Source organism: Polaribacter sp. IC066 (assembly GCF_007997085.1).
GTDB lineage: Bacteria > Bacteroidota > Bacteroidia > Flavobacteriales > Flavobacteriaceae > Polaribacter.
The window spans coordinates 62,153-86,093 of sequence record NZ_VORR01000011.1 but is presented as its reverse complement, the minus strand read 5'-3'; the positions used below and the strand labels follow the sequence as shown (position 1 = coordinate 86,093).

Sequence of the window (23,941 nt, the reverse complement as noted above, 5' to 3'; positions counted from 1 at the left end):
ATTTATTATTTAAAAAAAACAAGTTTAATGAAACAGTTAAAAGTAATATTTCTTTTTTTTAGTATTTGTTGTTTTTCGCAAAATTATAGTAAAGAGATTATTCCGCTATATAAAGACGGAAATGTACCCTTTAATAAAGAGAATATTGTTCTGGAAGAAATTCTGGGAGAAGAAGGAATGCGCTATAGTCAAATTTCTAAACCTGAACTTTATATTTTTAAAAATGATAGCTTAAAAAAGAATGGAGCCTCTTTATTAATTATTCCAGGTGGAGGATATGCTAGAGTGGTAGTTGGTAAGAATAACGGAGAAGGCAATGCAAAACACTTTCTTAAAATGGGTTTTAATGTCGTAGCTATCTTAAAGTACAGATTGCCAGATGCTCGTATTGTTAATTCACAAGAAAAAGTTCCCCTTTGTGATGCGCAAAAGGCATTGTCAATTATGCATCAAAATTCTACGAATTGGTCTGTAAATGAAAATAAAATAGCAGTTATTGGATCTTCAGCAGGTGGGCATTTAGCTGCTTCATTAGCCAATCTAACGGATGTTATTTTAGCCCCAGATGTAAAGCCAAAAGAATTAAAACATGCAGTTTCTATTTTAATATATCCAGTTATTACTTTCGATTCACCATTTGTTCATAAAGGTTCAGTTAAAAACCTTTTAGGGAGTAAACAGGAAAATAAATCTTTATTAAATTATTACTCACAAGAACATCAAGTTAGTAAAAATACGCCTCCAACTTTTATCGTACATGCAAAAGATGATACAGGTGTAGTTCCCCAAAATAGTGAATTGTATAGTGATAGCTTAAAAAAAAATGATGTAAACTATAAATATGTCGAATTGGAAAAAGGGGGTCATGGCTTTGGTTTAAATTTTAAGAAGACGGGAGTAGATTGGACAATTGCATTAGAAGAATGGCTTCAAAAAGAAACAGCTTTATTTACTGAATAGTTTGTTGATTGATTTTAAACTAACAAATAAAAAATTTTACAAAATAATTAAATTAATTTTTTACAATACGTATTATGAAGAAAAACATATTAGATTCTTTTATAAATTTAGGCTTTATTCTTGTCATCTTCGGTTTAGTAATTTCCTGTGGAAAAAACACAAAAAAGGAAGTGGTTCAAGAGTCAGAAAAAGAGAAACCCAATGTATTATTTATTTCTGTGGATGATTTAAATAGTTGGATTAGCCCAATAAATGCATTTTCGAATACCAAAACTCCAAATTTCGATAGATTAGCGGCTAAAGGAGTTGTATTTACTGATGCACATAGTCAAGCGCCTTTGTGCGGTCCATCTAGAGCGTCGGTAATGACAGGTTTGCGACCTTCTACCACAGGTATTTATGGTATGACAAATGATGATGATATCCGAAGACCAGAAAACCCAGCTACAAAAGACATTACTTTCCTTCCTGAATATTTTCAACAGAATGGCTATTACACAATGGGAATAGGAAAAATATTTCATAAACACGCCCCAAAAAATGTATTTAATGAATCTGGAGGACGAGTAAATGGTTTTGGGCCTTATCCCAAAGAAAGGTTTGCTTGGGATGGTTTTGGAACTTCTAAAGAAAGGAAGGAAAAATTTGGAAAAACAAGTACAGATTGGGGAGCTTTTCCAGAAAAAGACTCGTTAATGCCAGATCATGAATCTGCAAATTGGGTACTAGAACGTTTACAAAAAAAATACGACCAGCCTTTCTTTATGGCGTTGGGTTTTTTGAGACCTCATGTGCCCTTTTATGTTCCTCAAAAGTGGTTTGATTTACATCCTTTAGAAGGCATTTCTGTACCACCTTATCAAGCTGATGATTTAAATGATATCCCGTCAATCGGGCTTCAAATAAACGATCTCCCAATGATGCCTTCTACAGAATGGGCAAAAGAATCGGGCGAATGGAAAAAAATTATTCAAGCCTATTTAGCTTGTATCAGTTTTGTAGATTATGAATTAGGGCGTGTTTTAGACGCGCTAGAAAGTAGTGAATACAATGACAATACAATCATCGTCTTATGGTCAGATCACGGTTATCGTATGGGAGAAAAAGGCACATTTGCCAAACATGCATTATGGGAGACGGCAACAAATGCACCTTTAATCTTTGCAGCACCAAGTTTGCCAAAAGGAAAAAAAATTGACCAACCTGTTGAAATGCTTTCAATATATCCGACGCTTTTAGAATTATGTGGTTTGCCAGCGTATACTAGAAATGAAGGCGTAAGTTTAGTATCAATGATGACAAATAATGAAGTTCTAAAAGATACCAAAGCGATTACTACGTATGGAATGAACAACCATTCTCTAAAAGTAGATGAATTTCGATACATTCGTTATGAAGACGGCACTGAAGAATTGTATGATCATAAAACAGATCCGAATGAATGGACTAACATCGCAAACAAGCCTAAGTATAAAGAAACTATAAATAAGTTAAAAGAATATTTGCCAAAGGTAAATGTGCAGTGGGATGAAAAATCAAAATATGACTATCAACCTTATTTTAGGGAACAAAAAGAAAGAACTAGCGGTAAAGTTGTAAAAGCAGATAAATAAAATATGAAATCAATTGTAGTATTAATATTAGTATCTTTTTTTGTTTCGTGCAAAGGAGAAGTAGCAAAGCAAGAAATTAAGGTGGATGTGAAACCAAATATCCTATTTATTGCAGTTGATGATTTACGCCCAGAATTAAATTTTTATGGAGCAAATCATATAAAATCTCCTAATTTAGACAGACTGGCTGCAAGCAGTTTAGTCTTTAATCGTGCATATTGTAATATTCCAGTTTGTGGCGCCTCTAGGGCAAGTTTATTAACAGGAACGAGACCAACTCGAAATCGGTTTTTGGGCTATTCCACAAGGAAAGATAAAGATAACCCAACTGCAGTTTCACTTCCAATGTTATTAAAACAAAACGGTTATAAAACTATTTCAAATGGTAAAATATACCATCATGAAAATGATGATGCCACCGCTTGGAATGAAATTTGGAAAGCAGACGAATTATGGAATTATGCGCTAAAAGAAAGTCAAGAAATACGTCAAAACACCTTTCGTGGTTTGCCTTTTGAATCTGCAGATGTGCACGATTCTGTGTATGTTGATGGCAAATTAGCGTTAAAAGTTATTCGTGATTTACAAAAATTAAAAACATCTAAAGAGCCATTTTTCTTAACTATGGGCGTTGTAAAACCACATTTACCTTTTTGTGCACCAAAGAAATATTGGGATTTATATGACAGAGAGGATATTGAATTACCAGCAAGTTATTTACGACCAAAATCGATTCCAGAAACAGCCTATCATAATTTTGGAGAATTACGTAATTATGAAAATATTCCTAAAAATGGAGATTTACCAGAATCCTTGGCAAAAGAATTAATTCATGGATATTATGCTGCTGTAAGCTACGCAGATGCGCAAATTGGCTTGGTTTTAGATGAATTAGAAACAACAGGTTTGGCAGAAAATACGATTGTAGTTCTATGGGGAGATCATGGTTGGAATCTTGGAGATCACAAGATGTGGTCTAAACATGTTAATTTTGAAACGGCTTTAAGAGCTCCTTTACTCATAAAAGTTCCTGGAAGAACAAAAGGAGAAATATCAAATGACATAACAGAATTTATAGATATTTATCCAACTTTGTGTGATCTAACGGGTCTAAAAATACCAAATACTGTAGAAGGAAAAAGTTTTGTCCCTATTATTAATGGAGAAAAAAGTAAAAAAAATTGGGCCGTTAGTAAATTTAAAGATGGTGTAACTTTAATAAAAGGCAATTTATTTTACACAGAGTGGACAGATAAAAAAGGCGTTACGTATGAACGGATGTTGTTTGACCACAAAACAGATGCTTTAGAACTAGATAATTTAGCTGAAAAACCAAAGTATAAAGAGTTAGTTGCCCAATTGTCTATAGAATTACGTGAAAAATGGGGAGCAGATTTTCTTAAAAAGAAATAAGACCATTTCAAATATAAAATGGTACCGGAAGAAATTAGCTAAAGTAAAAACTAATTGGTTTGTAGTATATAAAATTTAAAAATCAACCATAATAATTATTGAAATGAGTATGAGAACTTTAAAAAACACCTTATTTAGTTTAGGTTTTTTATTTTTAACAATCCAAAACTTATATGCTCAAAAACAAGAATTACATAAATATACGCCAAAAGAAGTACGTGATTTTTTTGTGGCTTCATTACTAAAAATTGGAGATCCCGTTTTAATGGCATTAAGCAAAAATGAGTTAAAAATACAATTACCAGAAGCAAATCCAAATAGTAAAAGAGATTTAAAACATGTTATGTATTTAGAGGCTTTTGGGAGGTTGCTTTCTGGAATGGCGCCATGGTTAGAGTTGGGACCAGATGAAACAGATGAAGGAATATTACGTGCAAAATACATCAATTTGGCTCGAAAGTGTATTCATAATGCCACGAATCCGGAAGCTGCAGATTTTATGAATTTTACTATTGATAAGCAGCCATTAGTAGATGCTGCATTTTTTGCACAAGCATTAATTAGAGCACCAAACCAATTATGGGAACCTTTAGATGCCAAGACAAAAGCAAACGTAATAAAAGCATTAAAATCTACCCGAATTATAAAACCTCATGATAATAATTGGCTACTTTTTTCTGGAATGGTTGAAGCTGCCTTACTTAAGTTTGATGACAGTGCCGATAGGAAGCGCTTGGATTATGGGTTAAATAAACATGAAGCATGGTATTTAGGAGATGGTATGTATGGTGACGGAAATTATTTTCGATGGGATTATTATAATAGTTTTGTAATTCAACCGATGCTGTTAGATATTTTAAAAACAATGATTGAAAAAAATAAGGATCGCAAAGAGGATTATAATAAAGTTTTAAAACGAGCCAAAAGGTATGCTACTATACAAGAACGATTAATTTCTCCGGATGGCACGTATCCTCCAATTGGCAGATCCATTGTATATCGCTTTGGGGCATTCCAATTACTATCACAAATAGCTCTTTTTAAAGAATTACCAGAAGAAATTAAGCCAGCTCAAGTCCGCTCTGCTTTGCATTTACTCATAGAAAATCAATTAAATGCAAAAGGTACTTTTGATGAAAATGGTTGGTTACAAATTGGGTTTTATGGGGCGCAGCCAAATTTAGGAGAAAGTTATATTTCTACAGGAAGTTTGTATTTGTGTTCAGAGGTTTTTTTGGTTTTAGGCTTACCAACACAAGATTCATTTTGGAGTACCCCTTATGAACCTTGGACACAAAAGAAAATTTGGTCTGGTCAAAATATTTCCATAGACCATGCTTTAAAAAATGACTAAAATATTTTTTTGAATACATTACAAAAATTTAATTTTAAGAAATTCACATTTAGTTTTCAACCTGCTTAAAATCTCGCAAATTTTCAAAAACTGAAAGGTGGTCTGTCCAGTTCGAATATATTTTCAAAAAATTCTTCGTTCTTTTTTTTATCATTATAAAAGTTTTGTAGAATTTAACAGTATAAAAAATACTAAAAATTAATAATTTGATTTGTTATTAGAATTAAATTTTCTGATAAAAAATGATTTTTTAAAATTTAAATTTCACACCCCACCAGTGAGAATTACAATACTCAGTTTTATAACTATTCGGATTTTTAGTTACCCTTTTTTAAATTTTTAACCCATATTTTAAAACTAGATTTGATTTACATGAACTATAATAGATTCAAATCTAAATTTATTGAAGTTTTCCTATTTGTGTTAATCATATTTTTAGGATTAGTAATTATTTACACGGTTTTTTGATCCAACGCGCTCGTTATCATAATTATTTTATTTTGATAATGATTAAAAAAAGGAATCCTATCACTAAACTTTCATTATATAAGATTACTGTCGCCCGAAAAAAACACGTATTTAAGTATAAAATACGGGTATTAAGATACTTATAAAAGTGTAAAATATAACCTATTAGCTTAAGATACGATTATAAATTTACATTTCAAAAAAGTTAAATGATTTAAAATGGTAAATCCAAAAATAAATATTCTTAAATTCAAGTAATAAGCGCAACATTGAGATTTTGGTAAGCGCGCAGATAGAAGTTGAGAAGAAAGAACAAGTTACTTTTAATTTAGCAGAAACAATAGGTTTTGCTGAAACTCAGTTTCTAAAAGCTACAAACTCATTAGATATTAAAAAATGGTTTCCTAGAATTAGTCATATTAATGGCAAATAGTTACAAGTGAATGCTAAAAATTAGACAAGTGATTTTTTTGCAGGAAGCCTTTGTATTTGTATGAGTTCACAGATAATAAGGAATGGCAAAAGGAAGCAGAAAAGTGGACAGCGCCATTGTCTTCGCTTCAAACATTTTCTGGTCAACATAATACTGGTTTTATGGTATTTGTAGTTTTGGAAATGGGTATCGCTTAACAAAAAATAATAACTATAAAGACATCATTGTAAACACATCCCAAACATTAAACAGTAGATTTCACCCAAATGTGGCTGCAATAAAATCTTGGGATAAAGGTTCAAATCATATTACAATAATTGATAATATGATGAATCTGAAGCTGTTGATTTGGGCATCAAAAAATAACGGAACAAAAGAAATGGCAGAGGTTGCAATAAGCCACGTAAATACAACTCTAAAACATCATTTTATGAAAAACGGAGCTTTTTATCATGGAGTTGTATACAACCCGGCAACAGGAGCAGTTATTAATAAAAGAACATATCAAGGTTATATTGATAAAACTATGGATACATATGGACAAAACTGTGGTATTCACGGTTATTCTATGATGTATAAGCAAACTTGAGATAAAAAATATCTAGAAGCATCAATAAAAACAGCAGATTTATGTATTAGCAGGTTTATAGAAGATGTTGATCTATCCTATGATTTTGACGCTCCAATGATTCCTGTAAAAGAAAAAGATACATCAGCAGGAGCATTAATAGCCTCGGCATTTTTAGAACTTTACGAACAAACTAACAATGTAAAATACTATAATTGGGCGTTAAACTCTTAAAGGAACTTTCATCAGATGCATATTTAGCAAAAGAAGGTAAATATCAATGTTTACTACTTTAGAGTGTTGGTTATTATCCTAGTAACTCTGAAATAAATGTTAATTTAAATTATGCTGATTATTACTATTTAGAAGCTTTAGTTAGGCTAAAAAAAATAGTGAACATAATTGAATAGTTGTTAAATAATTCTTTTAAAACTATTTATTAACTTTCAAGTTTATTCTTTGTTATTGAGTTTGTTTCATAAATCAATTTAGACAACCATAAAAAAACGACTGCTATAAAAATTAATAAACCACAGCAAATGTTATTTTTAAATTAAAGTTTATTCTCCTGTATTTTTTTGTAAATTGCAGATAGAAAAGAAATTATATTAAAATTACAAATTTTTAATATTAATGTGATTTAAACTTTTTATCTTTAACCAGAAATTACACTCTTTTAGTATACTTCATGGCTTTTTTGACTTACATAGGCTAGCTACGGATGAATAAAAAGCAAAAAAATGAACTTAAAAGACAGTTTTTTAGCAAAAAGGAAAGGTTTAAATAACTTTTTAGAAATTATATTCCTTTTAATTAACGGTTATATATTATATTTTTTATGCGAAATATTTATAGTTCAATTATTTTATTCATATTTTTTTTTAATACTAGTTTCTCACAATCAAGAGACTATATTTTTGAAAAATTATCAAACTCAGATGGACTTTCCCAAAGTTCAGTAATCGCTTTTAATCAAGATAAATTTGGTCAAATTTGGATTGGCACAAGAGATGGCCTAAACAAGTACGATGGCAACACCTTTACAGTTTACAGAAATGAAATTGATAACCCACTATCAATTAGTAATAATGACATTCTTGCAATAGAAGAAGATAACGATGGTTTTATTTGGGTAGGCACTCAGAGTGGTCTAAATAGATATAATCCAAAAACCAATACTTTTAAGCGTTATTTTAATAGTGTAGATAGCACTTCCTCTTTAACTAATAATAAAATTTTTACAATTAAATTAATATCTAATGGTGAAATCTGGGTAGGTACTTCTTTAGGAATTTCGGTCTATGATAAGGCAACAGATTCCTTTAAAAATTTTGTAAAGACTAAAAGCAAAAATAGTATTTCTAACAATCAAATTAGCACTATTTTCGAATCCAAAAATGGTGTAATTTTTGTTGGTACTGCACTTGGCTTAAATGAATTAACTAATAAAAACAATGGTGACTTTATATTTAAGAGAGTTGCAGGTAGTGAAGGCTTGTTTATTTCTGATATTTTAGAACGCTCAAATAATCAAATACTTATAGCCACACAAGATGAAAATATTTTAGAGTACAATACTACCTCAAAAAAATTAACAACTTATATTGAATTACAAGATTTAAAAAACATCAATTTAAACTCTAAAAAATTAACGCTTGATAATAAAGGACAATTATGGGTAAGTACTTATAATGGAATTCAGGTTATAAACAGAAACAAAGAGATAACGCTACTAAAAAATAATACCGATGATGCAAGAAGTTTAAGTAATAATTCTGTAAGAGCTTTATTTAAAGATAAAAAAGGATCTATCTGGATTGGAAGTTATTTTGGAGGTATAGACATTTGGGATATAGCAAATATAAATTTTTCAAATATTAGCAAGAAACCGTACGGTAAAGGCCTAAATAATAAAGTAGTAAGTTCAATAGAAAATTATAAAAATACTATTTTCTTTGGTACGGAAGGTGGTGGAGTTAATGTCTATAATACAAGTAACGATAGCTTTACCTATTTAGAAGATGAAGATTACAAAGGCTTAAATAGTAACAGCATAAAATCGTTACTAATATCAAAGAATAATAAACTTTGGATAGGGAAATTAGCAGGTGGTATTTCTGTTTTTAATCTAGATACTCAACGTTTTGACACTACCATTTTATCAGATCAAATTAATGAATATTTAAAAGCCACCACTGTTTACGCTATAAAGGAAGATACTTCCCAAAATATATGGCTGGGTACTTTTGGCAAAGGTTTGGTGAGATATAATTTAACTACTAAAAAAGTTAAAGAATATAAATTTGATGGTATAGATAGTAATCCTTTATCCGGGAATTATATTCGATCCGTTTTAATAGATAAAGAAGAAAATATTTGGTCTGGCACTACTAGAGGTCTTAAAAAATTAGACTCCAAAGGAAAAGTAATTAGTTATTTTAATGATGCTAAATTAGGATACGGTCATTATATTTTGTCTATTCTTCAAGATGCCAATGGTATTATTTGGGTTGGTACAAAAGAAAAAGGACTTTTTAAACTGAAAAATAATGATTTTGTTTCTATTAAATTAGAGATAAATAATAAACGCGTAACAGGAATTCAAAGTATTTTAGAGGATGATTTGAATAATCTATGGATGGCCACAAATCAAGGACTAATTAAATTGAATATAGCAACAAATGAAAGTACGCTTTACAATCAAAATAAAGGACCTACAGATAATGAATTTTATAACAATGCAAGCTCAAAAGTAGGAGATTCTCAATTTTATTTTGGTGGTTTATCTGGTGTTACAACATTTAATTCTAATGATATTACAATTAATGATTATGCGCCACAAGTGTTACTAACAGATTTTAAAATACAAAATAATTCAGTAAAAATAAATAAGGAAAATGGTGTTTTAAAAGAAAATATTACACACACAAAAGAACTTACATTAAATTATGATAAAGCAAATTTTTCTATAAATTTTTCAATACCAAATTTCATAAACCCTAGTAATAATCAATATTCTTATAGATTAATAGGTTTAGATAATAATTGGACCACAACAAAAAATACAGAAGCTGTTTATACCATTCAAGAAGCGGGTAGCTACTTATTTGAGGTAAAAGGCGCAAATAATGATGGTATTTGGAACACAAAACCAACAACATTAAAAATTATTGTAAAACCATCAACTTGGAAAAGTTATTGGGCATATATGCTTTATGCATTATTAATTGGAATATCAATTTATGGTTTAATTTGGATTATGAAATCTAAAGAGAAATTAAAAAATCAACTTCAATTAGAATCTATTAAATCAGAAAAAATCAAAGAAATACATCAAGCAAAGCTACAATTATTTACTAATATTGCACATGACTTTAGAACACCTTTAACCTTAATTTCAGGGCCTTTACAACAAATTTTATCAGATTTTCGTGGTAGTAATATCTTATACAAGAAGTTGTTAACTATTGAAAGCAGTGCGAATAATTTATTACAACTCATTAATAGATTAATGGATTTTAGGAAGCTAGAAACCAATCAATTAGAGCTGCAAGCAGCAGAAGGAAATGCTGTAAAGTTTTTAAAAGAGTTGTTTTTAGCTTTTACTGAGTTTGCTAAAAATGGTAAATACACTTATACTTTTAAAACAAGTCATGAAGAGATTTTAGTTTTCTATGATCGATCTAAATTGGAGCAAGTATTTTATAATTTAATTTCGAATGCTTTTAGATATACTCCTCAAGGTGGGCATATTTCTTTAGAAATTACAAAAGGAGAAAATGAAGTTAGTATTAAACTTGAAGATACTGGTGTAGGTATTTCAGAAAAATATATAGACAAAGTTTTTGAGCGCTTTTTTGAAATCCCTTTAGACAGTAATTCTCAAAAAAATTATAATAAAGGAACTGGTATTGGATTATCTATTGCTAAAAACATAGTAAACCTTCATAAAGGGAACATTAGTGTTAAAAACAATAAAGGTTTAGGAGTAGCTTTTAATATTTTATTGCCATTAGGAAAGGAACATCTTTCAGGAAATGATATTTTAAAAGACTTTATAATCAGTGACGATGTTTCTCAATATGAAGATCAGCTTATTAGTGAATATGAAACACCAAAAGAAGATTTGAAAGATCTTTTAACAGACGGGAATAAAAACACCATACTTTTAGTTGAAGACAACAATAAATTACGATCTTTTTTGAAAAACTTATTAAAAGAAGACTATAATGTACTTGTTGCAGAAAACGGAAAAGTAGCTATGAAAATAGCACTAAAACACTTTCCAGACTTAATAATTAGTGATGTAATTATGCCAGAAATGGTAGGTACAGAATTATGCTCTTTGATTAAAAACAATGAATTAACTAGCCATATTCCTGTAATTTTATTAACCTCTAGAACCTCATTGATTTATAAGTTTGAAGGGCTAGAGAGTGGAGCAGATGATTATATTAGTAAACCCTTTAATATAAAAGAATTTAAACTAAGAATTAAAAATTTATTAAAATCGAAAGCAGTATTGAAGCAAAAATTTTTCAGCGAAAACACCTTAATTCCAAGCGATATTGAAATTACTCCTTTGGACGAAGAACTTCTTAAAAAAGCTTTTGAAATTGTAGAGAAAAATATTTCTAACCAAGATTTCGATGTTGCTTATTTCTCTTCAGAATTAGGTGTGAGTAGGTCTATATTATTTACAAAAATTAAAACGTGGACTAATTTAACCCCAAGCAAATTTATTTTTGAAGTAAGATTAAAAGCTGCAGCAAAATTATTAGAGAGTCATAAAATGAATGTATCTGATGTTTGTTATAAGGTAGGATTTAATAAGCCAAAGTACTTTAGTATGTGTTTTAAAGAAAAGTATGGAATAACTCCTACTCAATATGCTAATAAGTTTTCGAATTTATAAACTCATGATTTTGATCTTAAACTAAAGATCTCTTTAGGATGAGATGCATCATGTACAATCGGTAAATTAGTGTTTAAAATAGAAAGATAAATTTTTACATACTATTTTTAAGATTTTGAAATCGATTGATAGTCTTATTTTTGACAAAGAAATAAATTAAAAATAAACATCAATTGAGAAATTTAGCTTTTATACTATTTTTTGTGTCAGGTTTTATTTGTGCACAAACCACTACTCCTACTTTTTTTGGAAACAATATGGTATTGCAACAAAATAACACTGTTGCTATTTGGGGAGAAGATAAACCGGAGGTTACAGTAAAATTAGTAACTAGCTGGGGCGTAGACAAAGCGACCACAACAAACCTTGATGGTACTTGGAGAATTGAATTTGAAACACCAGCAGGATCTTTTTTAAAACAAGACCTAAAAATAAAAGGGACAAGTTTTTTACATTATACTAATGTTTTAGTGGGTGAAGTGTGGTTTTGTTCTGGGCAGTCTAACATGGAAATGCCTATGAAAGGAGTTAACAATTCGCCCATAAACAATTCAAACCAGTTTCTTCTAGATTCTAAAAATCCAAACATCAGACTTTTTGATACAGAAAGAAAAGGTACATTAAAACCAGATACTGATGTGATTGGCACTTGGGAAGAGGCGAATGCAACTTCTGTTCAAAATTTTAGTGCTATTGGTTATATATTTGCTAAAAATATACAGGAGAAAATTAAAGTTCCTATTGGTATTATTTCATCTGCATGGGGAGGAACAAAAATAGAAGCTTGGATGTCTCAGGAGATTCTGTTAGAATATGACGATATTAAAATTTCAAAAGTACTTGAAGATAAGCCATACAAAAGAAGAACTCCTTCTCAAATTTTTAATGGCATGATTCACCCATTTAAAGACTTTAAAATAAAAGGATTTCTATGGTATCAAGGTGAATCTAATCGTGATCAAGAAAAACCAGAATTGTATAAAAATTACATGAACTCTTTAGTTAAATCCTGGAGAAATCAATGGGCAGATACTACTTTGCCCTTTTATTTTGTACAAATAGCACCTTATGCCTACGAAAAACGTAGTAAATCGTCAAAATTTAAGGTAGCACTTATTCGAGAAGCACAATTAAAAGCATCCGAAGAAATACCAAACTCTGGTTTAGTAGTAACCTCAGATGTGGGGAACTGCAATGATATTCATCCAGCAGAAAAAGAAACTATAGCAAACAGATTATCTTATTGGGCCCTTGCAAAACAATATGGTTATACAGGAATATGGTTTAAGAGTCCCGTTTATAAATCTATGGAAGTAGAAAAAAATAAAATTATAATTTCTTTTGATTTTGGATTAGATATAAATTCAGGCTTATCAAGTTTCGGTAAAGAAATTAATGGTTTTACAATTGCAGCTAGTGACGGGGTTTTTTATCCTGCAAAAGTAATTATTGATGCGAAGCAAACACTTACCGTTTATAGCGAAAATGTTCTAGAACCAGTAGCTGTTAGGTATGGATTTCAAGATTGTATTGAAGGCTCATTGTATAGCCTTGGAAAACTACCCGTTTCTCCTTTTAGAACAGACAATTGGTTAGAATAATAACTTTAAATTTGAATAAATAAATAAAAAATGATAAATATGAAACAACACTTAATTTTTAAATTATGTGCAGTTGTTGGCTTGTTTTTCTTGTCTACAACTTCGATAAATGCACAAGGCAATACGAGCAGCCTAGTGTATATGGATAATGGGAAGTTAACCTACACGCCTTATGCCAATGAAGGACAAACAAATGCAGTAAATGTAATACCAGATTTTTCGCATGCTGGTTACAAACAAGGTGGTGTTGCTTTGCCAGATGTGCCAGTTGTTACCACATTAAATGCACTAGATGGCGATAATAGATTTCAGATACAAAGCGCAATAGATGCCCTAGAGAGTGCGGAACCAGATGCTAATGGGTTTCGAGGAACTATTTTATTAAAGGCAGGCAACTACATTGTTAACGGTAGATTGACGATTCAAAAAAGTGGTATCGTACTTAGAGGAGAAGGGCAAGGTAGAAATGGCACTGTGCTCCATGCTGCTGCAAAGTATAATCATACCTTTCTTTCTTTAGGTAATCCGTCAGCAAGGGGCTTGGATGAGGTTTCAGGTACTGACGTACGCATTTCAGATGCTTATGTACCCGTTGGTACCAAAAGCTTTAACGTTGTTGATGGCTCTGGTTTTGCAGTGGGAGATCTTATATCGATAAAAAGAACTGTAAATCAAACTTGGATTAATGAGTTAGGGATGGATGAAGCAACTTTGTGCAAAGGCCGCCCAGCTGGGTCATGTAATGGCTGGACAACTAGTTACTATACCTTAGATCATAAACGTATTATTACAGCTAAATCAGGAAATACACTTACCATAGATTTGCCAATAGTAGATGTTATGGAAACTAAATATGGGGGTGGTACAGTTTCAAAGGCTACTGCTGATGGTAGAGCCGAGAATATTGGAGTTGAGAATTTAAGAATCGAATCTTATTTTAAAACGGCTACGGATGAATTGCATGGCTGGTCAGCAATTGACATTAATAAAACTGAAAATTCTTGGGTTAAAAAAGTGACTGCTCAGTTTTTTGGGTATGCTGCTGTAAGGATAAATAACTCAAATTTCACTACCGTTGAAGACACTGCTTGTATCGACTATAAATCTGTAATTACTGGAGGTAGAAGATATGGATTTACTATTAATAGCGGAACGGGTAATTTGTTTATAAGATGTTATACAAATGAAGGTAGACATGATTATGCTACAGGATCAGCAGTTACGGGCCCTAATGCCTTTGTAGATAGTTATGCTGCAGATACACATAGTGATATAGGACCTCACCACAGATGGGCAACAGGTTTGTTGTTTGACAATATTAGAGGAGGTGAAATGCGAGTTTGGAATAGAGGTTGGTCGGGTACAGGTCATGGTTGGGCTGGTGCACAAACGCTGTTTTGGAACCTTGCATCCTACAAAAGTGGTATAAGGGTAGCGAGTCCTCCAGGATCTAGAAACTGGGGAATTGGTAACATTAGTGGTGGCCCTGGTGGCGGACATTCCGGAAATGGTTTTATAGAGCTAAGAAACCAACCAGTTACGACTCCAAGAAGTATTTATTTACAACAATTAGAAGATCGTTTGGGCACTCAAGCCGTAGATAATATTGCAATTCCAGAACAAAAAGCAGGAAACATCTATGACATGTTAGCTGACTGGAAAGGCAATGGTGAATTAGGCAACCCTATAACCAAACAAGAAGATGAAGATGCTTTTATTACTTTAGGTCCTTTGGCAGATGATAGAACAATCAATAACGGTAGAGGTGATGAAATAGTTATCACAGAAATGGCTAATCAACAAAAGAGAGGTTATCTTAAATTTCACTTATCGGATATTACACAAACAATTAGTTCTGCGAAGTTACGTTTAAAAGTTAAATCCAAAAGTACTGATGTAGTTAGTAATATGTTATTTTCTGTTGCAATTGATACTTGGAATGATGACACAATAATTGGTAATGGTGCTCCAAATCCAGTAGGTTCGCCAATAGAAACCAAAGCTTTGCCAGTTGTTGGAGAATTTATAGAATTTGATGTAACAACAGAGGTAAATACTCAAAAAAGTGGAGATGGTATTATAAGTTTAGCTCTTATAGCTGTGGGCAGTAATGTGAATACGTACTATTCTATGAATAGTTTTTATGTAGCTGATCGTCCACAATTAGTTATAAATAATCAACTATCTGTTGATGATGTTGCAACAAATGATTTTAAAGTTTTTCCAAACCCAGCTTTAGACCAGATTGTAATTACTAGCAAAACTAGTATTAAAAATGCAACAGTTTATAGTTTATTGGGTAAAGTAATGTTAAATAATCCAAAATCAACTGAAAATAGAACTAAATTAAGTTTAGACTTAAGATCCCTTTCTAAAGGGCTTTATATTCTTCAATTAGAAGATAGTCTTGGAAATATAACTAATAAAAAAATTGTTAAAAAATAGCACTTGAAATGGATGCAGTATTGCTTTAACAAACCATAAATTAATATGTACAGCATTGAAATAGTTTTAAACTAGTATTAATTACGAGTTCAAAAAAAATAAAAACACTACATGATAACTAAAGTTTTATTAGTATTTATGTAGTGTTTTAATTGTAAATTGTTTTAAAAAAGACACAATGGTCATAAATAGTTAGTAAATACCTTTCAATGCTTCCATTTTATTGGTAGTACTAAAAGTTATATGAAACGTGTTTCATATAACTTTTTTCTTTATCCTAAAAATGGCAAGAAAAAAGCGATGATGTGGGATCAAGTCCAAAAGTTTTGGAATTTTAAAATTAAGCATAAATATTAGTTAGTCTAAACAGAAAAACTCTACGTTCCTCGCACCTCTAAACTGTGTTCTAAACGCTTTAATTTTCGCATTAAAAGATTCTTGCTGACGCATTTGTATTTCTGTTGTCTTACTTTTTTATCCCATTTTGCAAGTCTAATTAATGCTGAAGTTTTGTCTTTAGTCTGATTATATATCCAAGATAAGTTTTGACATAATTTATATGCCTTTTCTATATCTGAATAAATTTCAAAAAGCATTTTAGCTCTTTTGTATTGATGTTCAGTCCATTTACCACTCGATTTATAAAGTAGATACCTGCTTTTTGCTAATAACTATTTTAATGTATCTCCATTTGGTAATAGTTTGGACTTGCATTTTAAAGACATCTTTCTTGATTTTTCTATGGCATCGTTTTCTTTCCCTAATCCTTCCCAAAGATGTTTAATTCTAATTTCTTGCAGTGTATCTAAAGCTAACTTCTGCAAGTAAAACCTATCGAAAACTTGTGTTGCTTGTGAGAAAGAATTTTTAACGATTAAACCCATATTCCCAGTCATGTATAAAGTAATTTCCTTTATTCTTTTTCTTTGTTTTAAAGGGGTTTTCTAAAGTATTTTAATAACAGTTTCTGCCTTAGCTCCTCTAATCATAGCTATTAACGCACCTTTCTTTCCCTTTGCTTTTTTATTGGTAAGTATGGTATATGAATCTCCATTCGAAAAAGCAGTTTCATCTATGAAAAGGTATTCTCCAATATTTTCAGGAAATAGGAACCATTTTTTAACATGTGTCTTTTGATCCCAATGCTTAAAATCACTTAAATAATCTTTGTATTGTCTTTGTAATTTTCTAGGATTTACTCCATAAAAACAAGTTACTACAGAGGTACTGGTCGTATTATAACTAACTGATTTGTTTTAAAAAAGTAGCAAACTCACTAGTGATTCTAGTTCCTTTTGGTACTAATTGCCAATCTCTTGTCACTACTTTTTTAGAACTTTTTCAACCCAAGGCCGTCTAATAACCTGAAGAAAAACATTTTTACCTCGAATTGGAAAATCTTGAACAGTAGCTTTTGGAAAGAAACCTTTAGGACTCAATTTGAGTGCTTTAAATTCTTCTAGAACTGTATTTAATTCTGTAAAATAGAAATCAAGTTCTCCTTGTTTGAGTTCGTGTTTAGTAAGTTTAAAAGAGTTTACAAGAACTTCTGGTAATTACAATTTAATAATATCAATTGAACTCTCAAAATCTTAAGTATTTAAAAGTATCAAAGTTCTGTTTTTATTTTTACTCCACAACTTTTGGTATTGATTCATATTACTCATTGATTTTGAGAATTTCGAAAACAATTCATTTCATGTCGTTACAGGATTGACGTATCAAAAAGACGATGAAGTTTTTAGACCCGATATTATTCTCTTAATAAACGGAATGCCTCTTGTTTTTCTCGAAGTTAAAAAACCAAATAATAAAGACCGTGTTCTGGCTAAACACAAACGAATGCAGACTCGTTTTTCAAAATAAAAAGTTTAGAAAATTCATCAATCTAACACAATTAATGGTTTTTTCTAATAATATGAAATATAGCGACAACGATACGCAAATGCTAGAAAGTGCTTTTTATTGCACAACAAACTACAGAAAACCAATATTCAACTATTTTAGAGAAAAAGAAGGTTTCGATTTAGAGAAGTTGCTAAATCCAGTGTCTGATGAAACTGAAAATTTCGTTTTAAAAGACACGAATCTAATCAGCATTAAAAATCCTGATGAGTTTGCATCAACTAAACTACTATAAACTTGAAGTCCGTAGGTTTCTATACCTAACTAAAGTCGGGTGCATGTTATATAACGTAATTACTCTGGTATAAAATCACTACTATCATTTCCTGATTTTCGATGATGTTCTAAATATTCATTTACCATTTTATCTGTAATTTTACCTGTACTCTAACATCCAAAACCTATTGCCCAAAAATGCCTACCCCAATATTTCTTTCTTAATTCTAGAAATTCTTCTTGTATTTTTCTTGAACTTCTCCCTTTTAATTTCTTCACTATTGTACTAATGTCTTGCGACAGACGATACTTAATATACATGTGAATATGATTATTTGATACTACTCCTTTTAAGCTAACAATATCTTAAAAATCACACATCTCTATCAATAATTTTCGACAACGCTTCTGAACACCTCCTTTAAGAACTGAAAATCTATATTTTGTACTCTAAACAATATGAACTGTCAATATTGAAACTGTATGCCAATTTGTTCGTTGTTTATCCATGAATCAAAGGTTAGTTTTTAGAAGCTAAAGCGAAATGCACTAAAGTGCATATTTTTAACTATTTATGAGACCAATAAACTAATTAAGACGAAAACCACCTTCTTTTAGGACTTTACTATTTAATTAATAACGTAATCTTGTACTATAATTTAATAAATATTTAACATAATTACTCAACATGATATGAAACAAAAATCGAGACACAGAAAATCCTTTCAAAGTCAAAGCTTTAGTTTATTAGTATTAGTATTGATATTTTTTTGCTTTACCGGAGGAGATTTAATTGCGCAACAGATTACAGGTACTGTTGTAGACGCTTCAAGTATGCCCATACCAGGAGTTAGTGTAATGCAAAAAGGAACTTCAAACGGTGCAATGACCGATTTTAATGGTGCATATTCATTAAACATGATGAGTGGGGAAAAAATTTTAGTTTTTTCATCTTTAGGTTTTAAAAAAATAGCAGCACCAATTGGTTCTAAAACCTCAATAAATGTTACCCTTGAAGAATCTAATGAAACACTAGACGAAATTGTGATTGTAGGTTACGGTACACAAAAGAAAAGTGATTTAACAGGTGCTGTAGCTTCATTAGATAAAAGCAGATTAGAAAAAGTACCAAACTCTAATTTTGCACAGGCTTTACAGGGTGCTATTGCAGGTGTTTCTGTTGTAAACACAGGTGGCTCTGCAGAAGGAAATGAAGTCGGTATTATAATAAGAGGTAGAAATTCTATACGAGCTGGTAATGGACCCTTAATCGTATTAGATGGTATTATTTACAACGGAAGCATTTCTGATATAAACCCTACCGATATTGGCTCTTTGGAAGTGTTAAAAGACGCATCTTCTGCTGCTATTTATGGAACACGTGGGGCTAATGGAGTTATTTTAATTACATCTAAAAAAGGAGTAAAAGGTAAAACTAAAATACGTTATGATGGTTTTACAGGAGTAGACGAAGTTTTTAATTTGCCAGATATGTTAACCTCAGAGGAATTTTATAATTTTAAGCTTACAAGAACTCCAGATGCTATCTCACAAACAGAGGAAGATAATTTTTTAAATGGTACAGGAACAAATTGGTTAGATGAAGCCTTAACTGCTGGTTTTAGACAACAACACACATTATCTGTATCTGGTGCCACAGAGGATACTAATTTTTATATTTCTGGTAGTTATTTAGATGTCAAAGGGGTTGCACTTAATGACAGATACTCAAGGGCATCTTTAAGAATTAACATTACTAACAATATTAAAGATTGGCTTACTTTTTCTACAAATTCTCAATTAACTTATGGAGATAGAAGCGGTATACCTGCAACTTGGAGCGGTAATCGAGGTGCATATAGTGCAAATCCATTAACCAATGTAAGAAACGAAAATGGAGATTTAACGATACTTCCTTGGCCAGAAGAAAATTTCTTTACAAATCCTTTGGAGGGTTTACTGGCCAAAAACCAAGATGAGTCCTACAAACTGTTCACAAATAATTTCATTGAGATAAAAGCTCCTTTTGCTAAAGGATTATCTTTTAAACTTAATACAGGTTTTACCTACACTGCTAGAAATATAGCTACCTATTACGGAATAAATACAGGAACAGGAAGTGCTGTATCAGGTCGTGCAAACACAGCAGAGAATCTTGAGAAAAATACGTTAATAGAAAATATTTTAAATTATGAGAGATCATCCGGTAAACATAAAATTTTTGCTACTGGTCTATATAGTTATCAACGTGATATATCAGAAAATAACGCATTACAATCCATAGGTTTTCCAAGTGATGTTTTAACCTGGTATCAGTCAGACGTTGCAAATTTGGTAACACCTAGAAGATCCTTTTCTGAAAGGGTAGTTTTATCTTACATGTTAAGATTAAATTACACCTTTGATAGAAGGTATGCAATAACATTAACAGGAAGAAGGGATGGTTATTCTGGATTTGGAGAGCGTAAGAAATTTGGTGATTTTCCTTCTGTAGGTTTTGCTTGGAACGCAGACAATGAGTCTTTTTTAGAAGATTCAGAATTTATTAACACCTTAAAATTAAGGTTATCATATGGTATTAATGGTAATGATGCTATTAGTGGTTACGAAAGATTTGCCAGATATACTGAATTTTCTTATCTCAATGGTGGTTCGCAGGCAGCAGGTTACATACCACAAACACTAGGTTTAAATGATCTAGGTTGGGAAACTACAACATCTTTTAATGCAGGAATTGATTATGGATTTTTAAATAATAGAATTACAGGATCTATTAATGGTTATAAATCTAAAACAACAGACCTTTTATTGTTAAGAAGAATTTCACCCATAAACGGAGAAACTTCTATAATCAACAATATAGGATCAGTTGAGAACCAAGGTTTAGAATTTGATATTAATGCAACAATTCTAAATAAAAATGATTTTAAATGGAATATTGCCGCAAACTTTTCTTACAACGAGAATAAGATTGTGGACTTATATGGAAACGGAGAAGATGATGTGTTGAATCAATGGTTTATTGGTCAGCCAATTCGTGTTAATTTTGCCTACCAATATGATGGCGTTTATCAATTGGGTGATGACGTTGCCAATGCACCAATACCAAATACATTGCCTGGACATGCAAGAGTTGTAGACCAGAATGAAGATGGTGCTATTGATGCCGATGACAGAGTTCTATTAGGTCAAAATGATCCTAAATACTTTGGTGGCTTAAATATGACCTTTGCTTATAAAGATGTAACTTTAAGTATTGTTTCGCAAGGTTCTTTTGGAGCTACTAAAATAAATAGCCTTTTAGCTGATAGTGTTTTTGCAGAAACTCAATTAAACACAGCAAACAAAAATTGGTGGACTCCAGATAATCCAACCAATGACTTTTATGCGAATGATATAGATGCAAATCCAAGAGGTGTTCGTATTTACGAAAACGCAGATTACTGGAGGATTAGAGATGTTACCTTATCATACAGTTTACCAAATAATATAGCAGATGCTGTTGGTTTAAGTAACTTAAATGTTTATTTTACTGGACGTAATTTAGTAACTTTCACCAAGTTTGGTGGTTTAGATCCAGAATTTAGTAGTGATACAGACATACCGTTGCAAAGAACTTTTACATTAGGTTTAAACTTAAGTTTATAAAAATTATAAAATTATTAAAATGAAAAAAATAAAAATTATAATATTTAGTTGTAGTATTTTTTTACTTCTAATTAGTTGTTCAGAAGATGTTTTAGATGTAACACCAAGACATTTTATTGGTCCTGATAACTTATTTGTAGACGCATCTGGTTTTGACTCAGGATTAAACGGCTTGTATGCCTTATTTAGAAGAGAAAGAGGCGGAGAAAGAAGTGGTACTGATAATAATGATCTACTAATTGATATTGCTATTTCTGGTACCGATAATGCCTATGGAAACCACCGTTCAGGATGGTGTAGAGTAGGTAATGAATACGATACAAGAAACATACCTGAAGAAGCACATAATCGTAACTTCTTCACGTATCTTTACCAAGTAGTAGGCTCTGCTAATGCAATTATTTCTAGGGCTGAAGATCCTAGTATAGATTGGACGCTAACAGAAAAAAATAGAGTAATTGGCGAGGCACGCTTGTTTAGAGCTTGGGCATACAGACATTTAACCTTTACTTATGGTGATGTACCTCTTTCTCTAGTAGAAGTAACAGGATCTACTGTTAGGTCTGATTTTACAAGAACTCCTGTAGCAGAAGTGAGAGCTCAAATGTTAGAAGATTTATTATTTGCAGAAGCAAACCTCCCAAAAACATCTTCAAACCCAGGTAAATTGGTACAAGGTGTTGCTACACATTATCTAGCAGAATTATATCTAACTTTAGATGACTATCCAAATGCTATTACAAAAGCTAGCAATCTAATTAATGGGGTAAATGGAAGTTATAGTTTAATACAAAGTAGGTATGGTGTTAAATCTAGCGCTCCAGGAACACCTTTCACAGACATGTTTCTTCAAGGAAATTCAAATAAATCGGAAGGAAATACTGAAGTTTTATGGGTAATGCAAATGGAGAGAGATATGAATGGTGGAGGTGTTAACATAATGAGACGTTGGTTTAGAAATAGATCTTTTCAAGTTAGAGTTAATGGATCAAGAGGATATTTTTCATTTACAGATGATGCTGGTGGAAGAGGTATTGGTAGAGTAGGACCAACGCAATTCGCTTTAGAACTTTATGAAGAATCCGATCACAGAGGTGGACGTTTTGCTTGGAGAACCTACGAAGTTTTGAATAACCCTAGTAATATTCCTAACGGATTTGCATTAGGAGATACTATTTTCTTCGACTATAAAAATAAAATGGAGCCTAATAATCAAGCATCATGGCCAAGTACTAGAAAATGGGATAACGCATTTAATAACGATCCACAAGAGCCATTAAATGCTGTTGGAGAGGGTTATAATGATCAGGTATATTTACGTTTAGCAGAAACCTATTTAGTTTTAGCAGAGGCACAATTAAAGAATAATAATCCTGGTGGCGCAGCAACAACAATTAATTTCCTTAGGAGACGCGCTAATGCAAGTCTAATAACTGCTGCAGATGTTACTGTTGATTTTATTTTGGACGAACGGTCAAGAGAACTTTGGTCTGAAGAACATAGAAGATATTCTCTAGCTCGTAATAACAAATTAGTAGAAAGATATAGATTGTATGCCAGACGTTATAGCTCTAGTATAGCAGATAAAGACAAATTAATGCCAATACCTCAATCGGTTATTGATGCGAATACCATACCCATGGAACAAAATCCAGGTTATTAAGGATAAATAGTTTATGAGCTAGCAGTAGTTGATATAGTATTTTTTAGAAATCTACCTCCTTCTATACAGATTGTGAGGTAGATTTTTTGTCTATTAAGTATTGCAGTTAATACGTGAACTTTGTTTATAATTTTTTTTGTGGTAATAGCGCTACTATTTAAAATGAACGATTAAATTGTAAATGAAACATATAAAAAATACAATCCTCATATTTTTAGTAATACTTTTATTTGTTTGGTAAAATGCTAAAGAAAAACCAAAAAAAAATCAATACCTTCTGGTAGATGTAAAAATAGAACTGCACCACAAACACGGATCAAAAGACAACACATCCCAGAATATACTTTTCATTTTAGTTGATGATTTATATGATTTGGAAGTGGCACTAGTAGATAAAATACTAGTCATAGCATTTAGCTAATAATCATGAATATGCGAAAGTTAGCAAAAAACATAAAAGATGTCTACTAAAAGAAGATGCACTTCCCGTAGGAAAAACAAAACGGCAAATAGAATTGCTCTTTAAGCAAATAAAACAAAATCTTCTATTGAAATATTTTCTAGGAGACAATGAAAATAAAGATATATTGCGTATTTAAAGTCAATCTTTTGTTTGTTGTAATCAAAAAGAAACTAAAACGTAGTTGGGCGTTTTCTAATCTAGTTAGTTTTCGTAAAATTCATCTTTTTGATTACCATAATTTAATTTTTAGATCATCCAGAAAAAGACAGGATCATT

General features: G+C 31.3%; 13 protein-coding genes and 2 pseudogenes. 13 read left to right on the top strand and 2 right to left on the bottom strand.

Translation table 11 applies throughout. From position 1 onward, the window contains the following. Positions 1 to 27 precede the first annotated feature (27 nt). From ES044_RS05525 to ES044_RS05490, 9 genes are all read left to right on the top strand, one after another. The gene (locus ES044_RS05525) at positions 28 to 960 is read left to right on the top strand and encodes an alpha/beta hydrolase (RefSeq protein ID WP_147118346.1); all 933 of its coding nucleotides are present in this window, start codon (positions 28 to 30) and stop codon (positions 958 to 960) included. Between the two features lie 74 nt (positions 961 to 1,034). Continuing rightward, the gene (locus ES044_RS05520) at positions 1,035 to 2,573 is read left to right on the top strand and encodes a sulfatase (RefSeq protein WP_147118345.1); all 1,539 of its coding nucleotides are present in this window, start codon (positions 1,035 to 1,037) and stop codon (positions 2,571 to 2,573) included. Between the two features lie 3 nt (positions 2,574 to 2,576). After that, positions 2,577 to 3,986 carry a sulfatase gene (locus tag ES044_RS05515; protein ID WP_147118344.1) on the top strand — a complete coding sequence of 470 codons (1,410 nt, stop codon included), beginning with the start codon at positions 2,577 to 2,579 and terminating at the stop codon, positions 3,984 to 3,986. A gap of 109 nt (positions 3,987 to 4,095) precedes the next feature. Then, entirely contained in the window at positions 4,096 to 5,340 is a 1,245-nt protein-coding gene (locus tag ES044_RS05510) for a DUF2264 domain-containing protein (RefSeq protein WP_147118343.1), read from the top strand. Between the two features lie 745 nt (positions 5,341 to 6,085). Continuing rightward, positions 6,086 to 6,241 (top strand): hypothetical protein, encoded by a 156-nt coding sequence (locus ES044_RS18465; RefSeq protein ID WP_189663199.1) that lies wholly within the window; start codon positions 6,086 to 6,088, stop codon positions 6,239 to 6,241. Positions 6,242 to 6,509: 268 nt separating this feature from the next. Further along, positions 6,510 to 6,830, top strand: a complete 321-nt coding sequence (locus ES044_RS05505; protein ID WP_147118342.1) for a hypothetical protein — start codon at positions 6,510 to 6,512, stop codon at positions 6,828 to 6,830. Positions 6,831 to 7,647: 817 nt separating this feature from the next. Beyond that, a complete protein-coding gene (locus ES044_RS05500) occupies positions 7,648 to 11,724 on the top strand; it encodes a hybrid sensor histidine kinase/response regulator transcription factor (RefSeq protein ID WP_223269122.1) in 4,077 nt (1,358 codons plus the stop codon). A 173-nt stretch (positions 11,725 to 11,897) separates the two neighbouring features. Beyond that, positions 11,898 to 13,325, top strand: a complete 1,428-nt coding sequence (locus ES044_RS05495; protein ID WP_147118341.1) for a sialate O-acetylesterase — start codon at positions 11,898 to 11,900, stop codon at positions 13,323 to 13,325. Positions 13,326 to 13,364: 39 nt separating this feature from the next. After that, positions 13,365 to 15,770, top strand: a complete 2,406-nt coding sequence (locus ES044_RS05490) for a DNRLRE domain-containing protein (protein ID WP_189663198.1) — start codon at positions 13,365 to 13,367, stop codon at positions 15,768 to 15,770. Between the two features lie 377 nt (positions 15,771 to 16,147). On the opposite strand, the pseudogene ES044_RS05485 reads toward ES044_RS05490, so the two are convergent. Next, a pseudogene (locus ES044_RS05485) lies at positions 16,148 to 16,654 on the bottom strand (transposase). Positions 16,655 to 17,483: 829 nt separating this feature from the next. Between ES044_RS05485 and ES044_RS18815 the strand changes: the two are divergent. After that, positions 17,484 to 17,636, top strand: a complete 153-nt coding sequence (locus ES044_RS18815; protein ID WP_262712403.1) for a type I restriction endonuclease — start codon at positions 17,484 to 17,486, stop codon at positions 17,634 to 17,636. Positions 17,637 to 17,688: 52 nt separating this feature from the next. Further along, entirely contained in the window at positions 17,689 to 17,910 is a 222-nt protein-coding gene (locus ES044_RS18810; protein WP_223269121.1) for a hypothetical protein, read from the top strand. A 59-nt stretch (positions 17,911 to 17,969) separates the two neighbouring features. On the opposite strand, the pseudogene tnpA reads toward ES044_RS18810, so the two are convergent. Next, positions 17,970 to 18,401: pseudogene (tnpA, locus tag ES044_RS05475) on the bottom strand (IS200/IS605 family transposase). 183 nt (positions 18,402 to 18,584) lie between these two features. Between tnpA and ES044_RS05470 the strand changes: the two are divergent. Together ES044_RS05470 and ES044_RS05465 are read left to right on the top strand one after the other, a co-directional pair. Continuing rightward, positions 18,585 to 21,539, top strand: coding sequence for a SusC/RagA family TonB-linked outer membrane protein (locus ES044_RS05470; RefSeq protein WP_147118339.1), 2,955 nt, complete (start codon positions 18,585 to 18,587; stop codon positions 21,537 to 21,539). Between the two features lie 19 nt (positions 21,540 to 21,558). Continuing rightward, positions 21,559 to 23,202, top strand: a complete 1,644-nt coding sequence (locus tag ES044_RS05465) for a RagB/SusD family nutrient uptake outer membrane protein (protein WP_147118338.1) — start codon at positions 21,559 to 21,561, stop codon at positions 23,200 to 23,202. Positions 23,203 to 23,941 lie beyond the last annotated feature (739 nt).

Excerpts from the sequence above, each read along its gene's own strand:
- ES044_RS05525 (WP_147118346.1), top strand. The coding sequence starts at position 28 with ATGAAACAGTTAAAAGTAATATTTCTTTTTTTTAGTATTTGTTGTTTT.
- ES044_RS05520 (WP_147118345.1), top strand. The coding sequence starts at position 1,035 with ATGAAGAAAAACATATTAGATTCTTTTATAAATTTAGGCTTTATTCTT.
- ES044_RS05515 (WP_147118344.1), top strand. The coding sequence starts at position 2,577 with ATGAAATCAATTGTAGTATTAATATTAGTATCTTTTTTTGTTTCGTGC.
- ES044_RS05510 (WP_147118343.1), top strand. The coding sequence starts at position 4,096 with ATGAGAACTTTAAAAAACACCTTATTTAGTTTAGGTTTTTTATTTTTA.
- ES044_RS05500 (WP_223269122.1), top strand. The coding sequence starts at position 7,648 with ATGCGAAATATTTATAGTTCAATTATTTTATTCATATTTTTTTTTAAT.
- ES044_RS05490 (WP_189663198.1), top strand. The coding sequence starts at position 13,365 with ATGAAACAACACTTAATTTTTAAATTATGTGCAGTTGTTGGCTTGTTT.
- ES044_RS18810 (WP_223269121.1), top strand. The coding sequence starts at position 17,689 with ATGAAATATAGCGACAACGATACGCAAATGCTAGAAAGTGCTTTTTAT.
- ES044_RS05470 (WP_147118339.1), top strand. The coding sequence starts at position 18,585 with ATGAAACAAAAATCGAGACACAGAAAATCCTTTCAAAGTCAAAGCTTT.
- ES044_RS05465 (WP_147118338.1), top strand. The coding sequence starts at position 21,559 with ATGAAAAAAATAAAAATTATAATATTTAGTTGTAGTATTTTTTTACTT.